General features: G+C 45.4%; 10 protein-coding genes. 4 read left to right on the top strand and 6 right to left on the bottom strand.

Annotated features, from left to right (window positions below):
- Window positions 1-9 precede the first annotated feature (9 nt).
- From HALO_RS11895 to HALO_RS23745, 3 genes are all read left to right on the top strand, one after another.
- Window positions 10-468 carry a hypothetical protein gene (locus HALO_RS11895; RefSeq protein ID WP_008958467.1) on the top strand — a complete coding sequence of 153 codons (459 nt, stop codon included), beginning with the start codon at window positions 10-12 and terminating at the stop codon, window positions 466-468.
- Window positions 461-2,773 carry a heavy metal translocating P-type ATPase gene (locus HALO_RS11890; RefSeq protein WP_008958466.1) on the top strand — a complete coding sequence of 771 codons (2,313 nt, stop codon included), beginning with the start codon at window positions 461-463 and terminating at the stop codon, window positions 2,771-2,773. Before HALO_RS11895 ends, HALO_RS11890 begins: the two co-directional genes overlap by 8 nt.
- Window positions 2,774-3,220: 447 nt before the next feature.
- On the top strand, window positions 3,221-3,562 hold the full coding sequence (locus HALO_RS23745; RefSeq protein WP_269449327.1) for a tyrosine-type recombinase/integrase: 342 nt from the start codon (window positions 3,221-3,223) through the stop codon (window positions 3,560-3,562).
- Between the two features lie 111 nt (window positions 3,563-3,673).
- On the opposite strand, the gene HALO_RS23525 is transcribed toward HALO_RS23745, so the two are convergent.
- The 4 genes from HALO_RS23525 to HALO_RS11855 form a co-directional block, all read right to left on the bottom strand.
- Complete coding sequence (locus HALO_RS23525; protein WP_050713461.1) at window positions 3,674-4,348, bottom strand: hypothetical protein; 675 nt, start codon at window positions 4,346-4,348, stop codon at window positions 3,674-3,676.
- Between the two features lie 993 nt (window positions 4,349-5,341).
- On the bottom strand, window positions 5,342-5,542 hold the full coding sequence (locus tag HALO_RS11865) for a hypothetical protein (protein WP_092490835.1): 201 nt from the start codon (window positions 5,540-5,542) through the stop codon (window positions 5,342-5,344).
- 523 nt (window positions 5,543-6,065) lie between these two features.
- The gene (locus tag HALO_RS11860; RefSeq protein ID WP_050713460.1) at window positions 6,066-6,959 is read right to left on the bottom strand and encodes a hypothetical protein; all 894 of its coding nucleotides are present in this window, start codon (window positions 6,957-6,959) and stop codon (window positions 6,066-6,068) included.
- Between the two features lie 76 nt (window positions 6,960-7,035).
- Window positions 7,036-9,834 carry a hypothetical protein gene (locus tag HALO_RS11855; RefSeq protein WP_050714167.1) on the bottom strand — a complete coding sequence of 933 codons (2,799 nt, stop codon included), beginning with the start codon at window positions 9,832-9,834 and terminating at the stop codon, window positions 7,036-7,038.
- Window positions 9,835-10,023: 189 nt separating this feature from the next.
- Between HALO_RS11855 and HALO_RS11850 the strand changes: the two genes are divergently transcribed.
- On the top strand, window positions 10,024-10,650 hold the full coding sequence (locus tag HALO_RS11850) for a tyrosine-type recombinase/integrase (RefSeq protein WP_050713459.1): 627 nt from the start codon (window positions 10,024-10,026) through the stop codon (window positions 10,648-10,650).
- A gap of 158 nt (window positions 10,651-10,808) precedes the next feature.
- Here the strand turns inward: HALO_RS11850 and HALO_RS11845 are convergent, their stop codons facing one another.
- A complete protein-coding gene (locus HALO_RS11845; protein ID WP_050713458.1) occupies window positions 10,809-11,408 on the bottom strand; it encodes a hypothetical protein in 600 nt (199 codons plus the stop codon).
- Window positions 11,409-11,494: 86 nt separating this feature from the next.
- On the bottom strand, window positions 11,495-12,691 hold the full coding sequence (locus HALO_RS11840; RefSeq protein ID WP_050713457.1) for a DUF3800 domain-containing protein: 1,197 nt from the start codon (window positions 12,689-12,691) through the stop codon (window positions 11,495-11,497).
- Window positions 12,692-13,503: the final 812 nt, after the last annotated feature.

Below are 13,503 nucleotides of genomic sequence, written 5' to 3'. Positions count from 1 at the left end.
AGGTACCAAATGGACGTTAGAACCTTTGGTGAATTGATCGATTGGACCCGTCAGTTACACGAGCATCTTGCAGCTTGCCTTGCTCATTGCGCCGATATACACGAAGAAGAGCGCGCTCGCATGTTGCTCAATTACTTAGCTGCACAGGAAGCGGAAATGCAGCGCGTTGTGGCGCGCTTTGAACAGACTGCTGACGCGAAAGCATTAAAAACCTACGTTTATGACTATTTGGAGCATAAACCTATCCGTACGCATCGTACCTGCGATGCGCCCTATTCCACGCTAAGTGTTGACGACATTTGCCGAGAGGTTTTTGATTTCCATGAACAAACGATAAACCTTTATCGAACCCTCGTTGGCAAAGCGGAAATTCCTGAGGCTAAAGAGCTCTTAGATTCCCTTTTAGCACTTGAAGAGCACGAAGCCATGCGCCTTGTTCGCCAAACGGGGAGAATGAACGATGTCTGAAGACCATAACGAGACAAAGGTGAAAGACCCTGTTTGTGGCATGGACGTTGATCCCCATACCTCCCGCCACCGTGCCGATCACGCGGGTAAGACTTGGTACTTCTGCTCAGAAAAGTGTCAGGAAAAGTTTATTGCCAAGCCTGATGCGTATCTTGAGCCAAGCAAACAGTCACAAGCGTCAGTACCCTCGGGGTCTATTTATACTTGCCCGATGCACCCAGAAGTTCGACGAGAAGGCCCAGGCGACTGTCCAATCTGTGGCATGGCGCTGGAACCTGAGACCGTCTCTGCTGACACCGGCCCTTCGGACGAACTCAAGGACATGACCAGGCGTTTCTGGATCGGCCTAGTACTGACCCTCCCCGTGTTTGCCCTAGAAATGGGTGGCCACGTGTTTGGCCTTATGCATTTTATTTCCCAGCAAACCTCTAACTGGATTCAACTGCTGCTGGCAACGCCGGTAGTCGTCTGGGCAGGTTGGCCATTCTTTGTACGCGGATGGCGTTCGCTAGTGCATCGCAGCCTTAATATGTTCACGCTAATCGCGATCGGTACCGGCACCGCGTTGCTCTACAGTTTGCTGGCCACCCTCACACCGGGCATCTTTCCCGACGCCTTCCGTCAAGCCGATGGTTCGGTGGCCGTTTATTTCGAAGCAGCGGCAGTGATTGTCGTTTTAGTTTTACTGGGACAAGTATTAGAGCTACGCGCTCGTGAAAAAACCTCTGGCGCTATTCGTGCTCTGCTCGACTTGGCGCCTGCTACCGCTCGACGCCTTGATGATCAGGGCAATGAGGAAGATATCTCTCTTGACCAGGTTCAGGTAGGGGATCGTCTCCGGGTGCGCCCCGGCGATAAGGTGCCATTAGATGGCGAAGTGATGGAAGGTCGCTCCAACGTTGACGAATCCATGGTTACCGGTGAACCACTAGCGGTGAAAAAGGAAGTCGGCGATGGCGTCATTGGCGGCAGCATCAATGGTCAAGGATCCTTTGTCATGCGCGCTGACAAGGTGGGCCAGGACACGATGCTGTCGCAGATTGTGCAAATGGTCGCCAGCGCCCAGCGCAGCCGCGCACCCATTCAAGGGCTTGCCGACAAAGTCGCCAGCATCTTTGTACCCGTCGTTATTCTCATTGCTGTTGTGGCTTTCATCGCCTGGTCATTGTGGGGCCCTACCCCGCCGATGGCGTTTGGCCTTATTGCGGCGGTTAGTGTTCTGATCATTGCCTGCCCGTGCGCGCTAGGTCTTGCTACCCCCATGTCAATTATGGTCGGTGTAGGGCGCGGTGCCCAGTTAGGCGTGTTGATTCGCGATGCCGAAGCTCTTGAACGTCTAGAGAAGGTCGACACCGTCGTCGTCGACAAAACCGGCACGCTTACCGAAGGCAAACCACGAGTGACCGAGTTGATTCTCACTGAAGGCATTGCTGAATCGGAGCTTTTGCGCTTGGCAGCTAGTCTTGAGCGAGGCAGCGAGCACCCCTTGGCCCATGCAATAGTCGAAAAGGCTAAAGAGGCAGAGGTAAAATTAACAGAAGCGTTGGACTTCGAGGCTCCCAATGGCATGGGCGTTATAGGCCAGATAGATGGCAAGCGTATTGCCCTGGGCAACCGGCTATTGATGGAAAGCGAGGGCGTTAACACCCAGTCTCAAGACACACATGCCGATCAATTGCGCAGCGACGGTGCTACTGTCATCTTTGCGAGCATCGACGGGAATTTAGCTGGGCTGCTCGCCATTGCCGATCCGGTCAAGGAAACCACCGAAGAAGCCATTCGTTCACTCCAGGCTGACGGCATTCGAGTGGTGATGCTGACAGGCGATAATCGCACCTCCGCCAACGCTGTGGCACGTCGGCTAGGCATTGATGAGGTCGAAGCTGAAGTGCTTCCAGAGGATAAAGGCCGAGTGATTCAGCGTCTCCGTGATGAAGGGCGCATTGTTGTCATGGCCGGCGACGGCGTGAACGATGCACCTGCGCTGGCTACAGCGGATGTCGGCATTGCCATGGGAACCGGCACCGATGTGGCGATAGAAAGCGCTGGGGTTACTCTACTGCGAGGAGATCTTACCGGTATTGCCACGGCGCATAAGCTCTCAAAAGCCACCATGCGTAATATTCGCCAAAATCTCTTTTTTGCCTTTGCTTACAACGCGGCAGGCATCCCCATTGCCGCAGGGATTTTGTACCCCTTCACAGGTATGCTGTTATCACCGATTATCGCGGCGGCGGCGATGTCACTCTCTTCAGTGAGCGTGATTGGCAATGCTTTACGACTTAGGATGATTGCTATTAAGTAACAATATCTACTCGAAGATAAATCACTCAGTTGTTCATGTTCACTATGGATATTATCCTCACGTGCATTAGCCCGAACATTTTGATCTCAACTTTTTCCTTTATGGGTTGTTTGCCATGACATCTGAGGCAACCCATTCTTTGACCTCCACCCGATGGAGGATCATGCCATGAACGTTCCAACTGAAATCTCATTTACACCTTGGAATAAAGGCAAGTTGGTTGGGCAGAAGGCGCCTCTGCGCCTTCGAGATATCTGGGACATACGTGTGCGCCTACAGCTTGCCAAAAAGACGAGAGACCTTGCCCTCTTCAATTTAGCCATCGATAGCAAATTACGAGGCTGCGACCTTGTCAATTTACGAGTATGAGATATAGCCCATGGTACGTCCATATCACCACGAGCCATGGTGATGCAGCAAAAAACGCATTGACCTGTCCAGTTCGAAATAACCGAGCAAACCCGCATTGCTATTATGGATTGGATACAGCTTGCTCAACTCAGAAACGAAGATTTCTTGTTTCCCAGCCGCATCAATAGCGCAAAGCATCTTTCAACACGCCAGTATGTCCGTATCGTGAAAGCATGGGTCACTGAAATAGGTCTGGAGGCGTCAGTATGTGGTACGCATACGATGCGACGCACCAAAGCGTCGCTGATATACCGTCGAACGAAAAATTTAAGGGCAGTGCAACTGCTCCTGGGTCACACAAAGCTGGAAAGCACCGTCAGGTATCTAGGGATAGAGGTCGATGATGCGTTGGAAATGGCAGAACAGACTGAAGTTTAATAAGGACAAACGACGACCTATCCTGGGCCGTCGTTGTTCGGCCAAAAGCAGAACCTGTCAGCAACATATAGCTCTTTGCAGTATCGGCTAAGCTCAGCAAGCTTGGCCAGTTTATCCATGTACGATCTCTTCGACCTCTTTGCGGGCCGCAAATATGACACTTTGAGCATCGTTCGCTAATAAATTTTGTGGCTTAAGGCCGCCTAACCAACTGTTACTAGATTGGAACCAAAAGGCCATTTCCCAGCTACCTTTTGTACTTTTGAAAATATCGATAATTTCCTTCACTGCTTTTAATGGTCGGTAGCCTGCAGTCGAGTCGAGTGCAAAGCCTGGATAGTAATTTACACCATTATGCTTGATGGCAAAGATCTGACCTTTTTTTTTCCACCTGTTGGGCTGTGCACTGGGGTCACTAGCACTAGGGTCAGCTAACTCCGTTATCTGTGCTGCAGAGAGCCATTCCCCACTGTTAATAACCGCTTTGCGAGCGCTGATGCTCATACTGACCTCCTGAAGCAGGTGTGGCTTTGCTACCGGTACATTTGTAAGGATTTCCACTATTTGAAATAGTGCTTTTTGTTCGATTTTTTCAGCAAAAACACCTCGCATGGCCAAAACGATTTTGCTGATATTATCCCCGAATTGCTTAAATTCACTGGCTTTAAAATGGTCTGCCTGAATGGCCAAGAGTTTTTCAGAGTGAATTTTTTGAAGCTCATGAAGAACGTAGCTCCGACTGCCATGAAGTATTTTGACTTCGCTTTTTTTCGTTTGAGTGCTCATGATACTCGCCCATATGATAGCCATTATGTAATGCTAGCTTAGCATCATCAAAATCATGGAATTTTTAATCTATTAATTATTAAGTTATTTTTTAGATTTTTTGTGTTACTGGAACCATGTTGCAGCGTTTCGCTGCGCTCCTCACTGACGCTGTCTCTCTCTAATGAACATGGTAGTAGCCTGCTCTACGCTGCCGCTCACATGCCATCTTGTTTAGCCATCAAGGTCATAGAACCACATTAGAGAGATACCGGAGCTTCGCAGCAATGCCTCATCACTATGGCTCAAGCAATGGGAAGCGTCAGGCCTTGATTAATTGATTGACAAGCTTTGCCTTGGTCTCACGCCTGTCTTGGACGATCGTGATCATCAGCAACTGCAGGACAACATAGCCTCATCAGACTCGATCCCGGCAGACTTGTTTTGAAGAAGAAGCCGCCAGCAGGATGAACCTTCGCCGAGCGTTGAAAAAATGACTTAGTCGATACCCTGCGCGTGGAGTCTCACCGGGCATACAATGTAACCGCTTACTTATGTAGCCGCAGGCTGAACGTATTGAGGGGCTCAGAGCTGCTAGAAAATGATCTGCCATACCACAACGAGGTCAGTGACAGCTAAGACGGTGATCAAAGCGTTTGACGAGTTTTAAGTGCGCAAAAAACTGTATTCTCACTTTGTAGTGCTCGATAACGCCAGGATACACCTTTCAGGCAAAAAGTCGTTGAGTGAATGCACACCGTTTGCATATGTTCGACCTACTCGCCAGAGTTGAATCCTGAGTGAGATATTGAGTCGTCAGATGAGGTATGTAAAGCCACTGTTAAGCGCTTTCCTCTCATGTGATCGCATCTGTGATGAGATACACCGGCCATTGAGTAGCTATGGAACTGATCATGCAATTAACGTTGAATGAGCGCTTGCTAGGACAGTATTTATTTTGGGGGCAAGCGATTCAAAAGCCAGTGAAACGCCAAGGAATGAAGTGGCGGTTTATCAAGGTCCTCTCGAAACTGGTTCCAGATCATGACTAACGAAACAATTATTAAACTCATTAGCATAGCTATAAGCCCCCATTTGTTCATCACTTATTTCTCCGTCTTGCGCTGCCTTTATATAATTTCGAGAAACCTGCAGGCCATTTTTTTCGGCAGCGCTCATATCAAGCGCCTCGATATCGTCATCCCATTCGTGCATGCTTAAGACCTCTCAGGTAATTTAACAAACTTTTTCATGCGCATGCGAGTTTTATCTGGGAAGCCCTACCTTGCCAAAAATCATCTAATCCACTGATATAAATGGGGTAAATACCATTTCCTGCTAGTAAGGCTCGTTAGAAAAATGCGCATGCACTTCAACATTATCACCCGTCTCTGAAAATTGCGCATAAGCATAAAAACTCTGATCATAAGCAATTTTTTATATGTATTTGCAAGATTATCCTCTGGCAATACAAGCCTTCACGTTACAGCCCTCCCCTCTGCTTTACCGATCAAGTGAAGCAGAGGGAGTTTTTCTTCACGAAAATAGACCTTTACTCAGCTCTGAAAGGGATGGCTTGATCAGCCAGCAAACTTCCCTTTAGAAGGCAAGAATCGGCCAGGAGCTGCCTTTTAGTCGTCTCTGATATAACGCGAAGCTTTGCGGCAGTTTATGAGCTGCAAAGCAGAGGAAAAACTGTCCGGCAACAGCGACTGGTTAGGTTTCGATCTCATTAACTTCAGTTGATATCTAAAGCGAAAGAGAGCTCTTCCTGTATATTTTCATTCTGACCAGACGTACCAACACGGGGGTTCACTCCCCACTGAGTTGTATGAACCAGCAAGTTGCGCTCTTCTGATACAGACATAAACGCAAAACGCGCGATTGTTCCAATTACTTTACGATCCCGTCTCTCATAAACCTTTTGCCAAACTGGAGAAAAGCGTTCAATTAGATCGTTCATTAAGCGGTCGACAGATTGAAGCAAATGCGCGTCGCTTTCACGGACGAAGATGCGATCCCCCGGGTTAAAGATTTTCGATACATCAAGGGCGACCATTCCTCTGTTCCTCGCCCCCATCTTCTTATGTAACACCTCTTCTAACTGGCGTGAGGCTTTTCTGACGTTCTTCTCAATCTTTCTCTCAGATGTTACACGCTTGCATTCGACCCAAATTTTGTTGCCGCCAAATAGCACCCCGGTATCTGACGGCGCATCGAGAATTGCAGATGCGCCTCGAACTGGAGCATGGAGTCTTGCCGCAACCAACGCCTCAAACAGAAAGTTCCTAGCTGTTGTGGAAGCTGGAGTTTCCTCCTCTAAAGTTATTGGCCCATTCACTGCTTTATTGAGCTTTGCGCCAATGCCTCCAAGCTTTGCGGCAGGAATATCTTTAAAGGCTTTGTAGACGCTCACAAAATCGTGAATTTCCAGCATCGAATTCACAAAGCTCGGAAAGATCCTTTTTCCCTCTTCAATCGAAGCTGTTCTATATGATTCAGCCCAATAGCTGACAAGGCTCTCGTAATGCGATGTCCGTCCAGCACCAAGATTGACACCAATTTTCTGCATCCATTCGAGGGCAGATTCATAGCTTTTTAATGTATCTTCATATGACTCGGAGTCGATCATAATATCGAAAACCTAACGCCGCGCTCTGCGGCAAGTTTGGAGCGCAGCGGAAAACTTGTCCGACAGCAGCGCTTTGTTAGCATTCGGAGAGTTCTTTCAACCGAAGCTCCAGGTCGGCCCTATATTTTTCATTGGAGCAATTTTCAATTGCTTCCCGAAGTTCTCGAGTTGCATTTTTATGATCATCGAGTTTTATATAGCAACTACTAAGCAGGTCATGATAGATAGATATTCTTGCAGATGCTTTATCATCGCTTTTTGCTGAAGAAAAACACTCTTTAGCACTGGATAACGCTTCTTCATAGTTACCTTCCCCTAGCTCTAAGTGTGCTTTTGCTTTCTCATATAATAACCAATGATTTACTTCTTCCTCGGGAACTTTCATTATTGCTATTATTGATTTTTCTGGTTCCAAACCTATGTTATATGTTTTTGCCACGCATCTTCCATCATATGAGCGGAGCTGTTCACTGCCGCTAATTTCATTTGCAAATGATAAAGCCGAATCAATCAATAACTTGGCAAGCCTCACGTTATTTTCTCTTCCGGCTGCCACTGATGAATTGGTAAGTGCTTCACATGCGCTTACCCATTGCCTTTTTTCAACTTGATTTGGCGGGATAGCTATTAACTCCGGTATGGATTCTGCGATTCTGACGCACGCAATGCTATGCTTATATCCAAACATTGATGTAAAAGAGACGAATGCCTCATAAAATTGACCTAGGCCTTCTAAGGCCGACAGAGATATCACATCAGCCAGCTTCTTTACTAAATCTTTTTTTTCATTAATCTCTCGAACAATTTTTCCATATGATCTTAATCTAGCAAGAGCAGCTAATGAGACACGGAGGGGGACTGAAAACAGTTCATCTTGGATAAATCCTAGTAGAGTTCGCATAGCTTTTTCACCAGCGTCCTTTACATCTTTCTCTACTCCATTTTGAGTTCCTAAGTGAGCAATCTGTCCATAAGTTGCATGCCATTCAGGCTTTAACACTAGCAGTTGGTTGAATGATTCTAAGGCTTCAGTATACATTCCTGAACGTCTAAGAGACTTACCTTTATGATGAAGGAGCTCCAGTTGTATCTCTTCAGATATATTTTTATTTAGGAGATCGTCATATAAATTGGCGCAGTCACTATAATAGCTTTTCCTCTCCTCGTTATCATCAATCGTATACGAATGAATTTCCTTAGCGTCTATAACGCTCTTAATCTTTTGTAAACTATCGTTCTCGGTAAGAGCGATTTCATGTATCTCACTATGAAGCTCTACTTTTATATCTCCTTCTAACTGCAGTAGGGAGTAATGTAGCCAGTCAATATCTCTAGATCCACGTCGCTGATGCTCTTTGAGTATAATATCGGAACACAAATGTATCTGTCGAAGAAAACTTGGAGTCATATCACCGGCATTTGATGATATATAATCCTCAACCGAAGAAACTAAAAGTGAGCTATTTAATTCGTCTTGAACAGCAATAGATATAAGCTCATGAACTCGAAGAACTCCAGGTGTATTCTCGGGAACAAGAATTGACAACTTTTGCAGAGAATTGCATCTTAGAACACCAATGTATTTCCTCAAAAATTCAATATCATGAGAATTTATTCCTGAATTAGCTATTTTTTTTAGCGCATCAAGAGAACTTTGAGGCAAGCTAGAAAGAATTTTCCTTACAATTGATGCGCCACTAGAGTCATCGACCAACTCTGGTTCGTCTAGAATTTCCCTATAGATAGTTTCTTTATCGATTCCCTGTTCATCGCCTAGCTTTTTGGTCATCGAGAGAATTAGTGGTGAAAAACGGCATCTTGATATGAATTCTCTGCATAACTCAGAGGCTGAAGAACCTGTTTCCCCTAGTAGTTCGAGGGCACTATTTATCGAGAATTGTGGAATAGAGAGGTATATTGAACTTTGCGGCACAGAAACTTGAGAAGTAACTAGAACAACCCCTCCTTTTTCAAACCCCGACCTCAATTCTTCAAAATCACTTTCTTCAAGGCCGGATCCAAAATTATCGATAACAAGGATAGATTTTTCAGAATTAAATAGCCCAGCGACATTAACTGGCGCCCCACCTCTACTTCTATGCACAGAACTAAGTGAAGTATCTCGATTCCAATCCTCACCTCCAATCCAAATATAATTAGGCAAATTTAATTCATTTCTTCTGACGAAATCGATAGCCGACTGGGTCTTCCCTGACCCGCTGATTCCATGTAGTACGCAAACACTGTTTCCAGTATTAAAGTGATTGCTAATGGCATCGTTAATCTCATCAGTGTATACATATTCATCACAAGCGTTTGGTAATTTCCCAAAGTACTCATAATTATCCATATTTTGAGAGAACGTTGGAAAATATTGTTTGTAAAAATCGGCAGCGGCCGGATTGTTTATTGACTGCTCATATACGCCTTTAGCAAGCTCTCTTGCATCGATTATTATGAGCCGTTCCGCGTGTTGCTGACCAATCTGTGTAGCATTAAACTTTGCGCGAAAAGATGAATTCTCTTCTTGATTACTAATAAGGTATATCTTTTCTGGAGCGGAGTTGCCTTTATGGCCCAAAGCATGACGTATATCTTTATTTATTTTTGAATAAACAGGTGAATCTTTTTTCCCCGAATAATCGAAGTAGCCTTTCTCGGCACTGTATTCTCCGACAATCGAAGAGTCATCAGAAAATGTGTCTACTGTGTAACCCGAAGGCATGTAATCCTTATTTAGACCATGGTGAATTAGAGTCTGTTTTTCACGCTGAGAAATATAGTTATGACCAACCAGTTCAATTCCTGTTGCGTCTAAGCAGGATATCTCTTCGATTAGTCCTTTAATTATTCTCTTCTTGATATGCTCAAACAATTTTCTATAGTCCCTATTTTGGATTGGCTCAAAGTACCGCTTACATTGAGGTGCTAACACTGATGAACCAGCATGCCGCGTTGGCTGGATGGGTCGCTTTGGGTCGGGCCCAGACCGCAAATTAACCTTAGCATATAACAAGCGTGAATTGAGCCATTCTTTGACCTCCACCTGATGGAGGAACATGCTATGAACGTTGTGACTGAAATCTCCCGTACACCTACACCCTGGAATAAAGGCAAGTTAGTTGGGCAGAAGGCGCCTCTGCGACTTCGAGATATCTGGGCCATACGTGTGCGCCTACAGCTTGCCAAAAAGACGAGAGACCTTGCCCTCTTCAATTTAGCCATCGATAGCAAGTTACGAGGCTGCGACCTCGTCAATTTACGATTACGAGATATAGCCCATGGTGCGTGCATATCTCCACGAGCCATCGTGATGCAGCAAAAAACGCATCGACCTGTCCAGTTCGAAATAACCGAGCAAACCCGTATCGCTATTGTGGACTGGATAAAGCTTGCTCAACTCAGAAGCGAAGACTTCTTGTTTCCCAGCCGCATTAATAGCACAAAGCATCTGTCCACGCGCCAATATGCCCGTATCGTGAAAGCCTGGGTCACCGAAATAGGTTTAGATCCTTCAAGCTATGGCACGCACACAATGCGCCGCACCAAAGCGTCTCTGATATACCGACGTACGAAAAACTTAAGGGCAGTACAGCTGCTCTTGGGTCACACGAAGCTGGAAAGCACCCTCAGATATCTAGGGATAGAGGTAGATGACGCGCTGGAAATGGCAGAACAGACAGAGGTTTGATGAGGATAAACGACGGCCTGTTGGGCCGTCTTTGTCCGGCTATTAGCGGCCAAAAGCGGCCTTTTAGTAGGCGCTGATATAACGCCCGCAATAAGCGGCGCGAGGAACGAGCGTCCGGCGACCGCAGGGAGCGTACTTAATTGCTTGGTTATGTTTCGTCATTCGCGGAGCCGCTTCTTGTAAACTGACTCAATATCACTGACAGCATTTTTGATCTGCTGAGTAAAGTCATCTTCATCATTAATGAAATAGACAATTTTATCATTCGCGGCTACTCGCTCGGGGCTTCGATCTACTTGGGCACCAGGCCCTGCATAAGCGCCCTTTAACCAGAAATGGAGCCAAATTTCGGAATGGAGCTTACCGATAAGCTTTTGAAGTGCATCGAAGTGATCTTGCTCTCCCCATATGGCTCGTGCTTCGAGAGCCAAGGTTCTCAATTCCGCTCGCTTTTCATTCAGCCTTTGCAACCGTTCAGAGTATATTCGTTGCTCTTGCTCCAGGGCTCTGCCTGCCTCAACTTCCTCTTTTCGCAGATGAAGCATTGGGCTCCTTACCGCCTGAATCGCGTCCTCAATCTTGTAAGTTGTTGTAAGTATATTTTTAGCAACTTCGAACTTGGAGGTTCCATGCAGCTGACGACGCCATGTATTCAACCCAAGGATACCGATTGCCAGCGCCCCGAAAGTTCCAATGATCGCCACTAAATCTTTAGTGAGGCTGATGTCTGCTGATGTAAGGTTGAGGCAGATACTCAAATTTCTCTCCTAGAAACATAACGCCTCAATAACCGGCGCAGCTTTGCTGCGTCCGGCGCCTGAAAGGCGCGTAGTTAATTGACTTGTTAAGTGTTCGCAACATCTGGATTCGGGATGGCTTTTTCTAAAAAGAACGGCGTATAGTTTGCAGCATTCAGACCACCATCATGTACTGTGCCTAAATCCTCTGGCGTTACATCCATTGTTGGCCATATTTTATTGTGGCCGATAAATCGATCTAAATTGAGCTTGTTAAGCTCTAAAAATAAGTAATCCTCGGTCTCGCCGCGACTAACTCCTGCAGCCCAGTATGAAAATGAGCTAGCTATGATGTCTGCTACCTGAATTTGTGAATAATCTTTGGAGCTAGCGAACTTTAAAGACTTTCCTTTAAGAGGGAGGTTATATTTCCTTCGATCGTAACCAAGCTCCACCTCGTCCTGAGTCCAGTCCATAAATTGTGCAAACAAGAGTCTTTGCTTTTCTATGCTATGAGAATCATCATGAATGATATGAAAACCTTTCGGATATGCGTCTCCCCATTGAGCGCAGTGACTAAACAATGCTGGTATTGATGGATCTAAGGAAAATTTGTCAATTCCGTTAAGAGCATCGTGGATACAATTTTTCGTAGCTATAATAAAGTCAATGTCTTCTTTAAAATCCTCGCTAGACGAAGACTCTTTTACCTTTTCAAGACTGCTGTAAAAGTTGTCAATATCGTCCTGCTTTTGGTCTCGAATCATTACCACAAAGGATTTGTACATAGATTGAACCATATCCTTGTCACAAAATGATGGCAAACAGTAATAAAGCATGTTTGAAAGAGCGATATTCCTTCCGTTTAAATAGAGGTCTTCGCCCATCAGGTGTAACATGTGCTCGACAAGAAGATCGACGATCTTAGTTGTTACCATGAACTCCTTTAAAAATATGTTTATTTTCACATTTTTTGTATTTAGTAACTGGCTACTCATTAACCTAATGATGCCATCCTGACCAGATTTTCTCCGTTTCAGATTTTTGAAATGTGCTTCATGTGGAGAATTGGAATCTACAAGAGCTAGCAGTTTCTCAGATTCCTTTTCAGAAAATACACAGCTAGATAGAGTGAAAACAGGCTGGTCTGGATCAAGTAGATTCGAGCCTGTATTTCCTGATTCATCAAGAAAGATCGTTGGGATTTTTTGCTTTTCGCGCATGGCTAAATCTTGCTTTTTGTTCTGCAGATGCTTTTTCGCCTTTTTTTTGGCATCTCTCTTAGATTTACTATTCTTGCTCATAAGATCCTTGATACTTAACAGTGATTATAAACCCGTCCACATAACCTCAATAAACCCGACGGCGCGTTTATTGAGATAATACAGCCCTTTATTAACAATCTTTCTCATTGATATTAAAAAAATTGATTATAAATAGGCTGCATAGAATAGATTATCGTACCAGCCGCATAACACAGCAGAAGCAGCATGCCGCTTCTGACGGGATGTCCGCTCAGGGTCGAAATCTGTCTATGGCAAATACTCATAATTCTTAAGACTACAATAAAGATGTCTGCAGTCTGTGTCATCTTTGGAATAGCAGATTAGGACTGTCATGTGGGTGAAGCTTTGGGAAAGGATGCTCAGTGGTATGCCTGTAGACGCCTTCATGGATAGAAGAACTGTCCATAGGCGTCCCAGTCGTTTCGAAGAGAGCCAATTGCAAGGTGTGGGTCAAAGTGTGGGTCAAAAACCTTCAGGCAACAAAAAAGCCGCTGAAATCAGCGGCTTAGTCGTAATACTTGGCGGAGGGACAGGGATTCGAACCCTGGATAGGCTATTAACCTATGCCGGTTTTCAAGACCAGAGAATTAGCCTCTATTTTTCCAAATATAACAGTAACTTAGAATGCATCAGTATAACTGATACTCGGTTATACTCATGTGTTTTAGCTCTGTTCCCATCCCAATACTGCGCCTTTCCGTTATCTGATATTACTGACTATCCCCTCCTACTGCTATCCTGAATCCAAACTGATCTGAAGCCCTCAATTACCTCCCCAAATCTATCTCCCCCTCCACCTATCTAGTACACCATCTGGAAATTTGCATTTG

The organism is Halomonas sp. R57-5 (assembly GCF_900070345.1).
In the GTDB taxonomy this organism is placed as follows: Bacteria; Pseudomonadota; Gammaproteobacteria; order Pseudomonadales; family Halomonadaceae; genus Vreelandella; species Vreelandella ventosae_B.
Note: the sequence above shows the minus strand (reverse complement) of the source record. Positions and strands in the feature narration are given on the sequence as shown.

Coding starts and splice junctions, on each gene's coding strand:
- HALO_RS11895 (WP_008958467.1), top strand. CDS start 10: ATGGACGTTAGAACCTTTGGTGAATTGATCGATTGGACCCGTCAGTTA.
- HALO_RS11890 (WP_008958466.1), top strand. CDS start 461: ATGTCTGAAGACCATAACGAGACAAAGGTGAAAGACCCTGTTTGTGGC.
- HALO_RS23525 (WP_050713461.1), bottom strand. CDS start 4,348: ATGAGCACTCAAACGAAAAAAAGCGAAGTCAAAATACTTCATGGCAGT.
- HALO_RS11865 (WP_092490835.1), bottom strand. CDS start 5,542: ATGCACGAATGGGATGACGATATCGAGGCGCTTGATATGAGCGCTGCC.
- HALO_RS11860 (WP_050713460.1), bottom strand. CDS start 6,959: ATGATCGACTCCGAGTCATATGAAGATACATTAAAAAGCTATGAATCT.
- HALO_RS11850 (WP_050713459.1), top strand. CDS start 10,024: ATGAACGTTGTGACTGAAATCTCCCGTACACCTACACCCTGGAATAAA.
- HALO_RS11840 (WP_050713457.1), bottom strand. CDS start 12,691: ATGAGCAAGAATAGTAAATCTAAGAGAGATGCCAAAAAAAAGGCGAAA.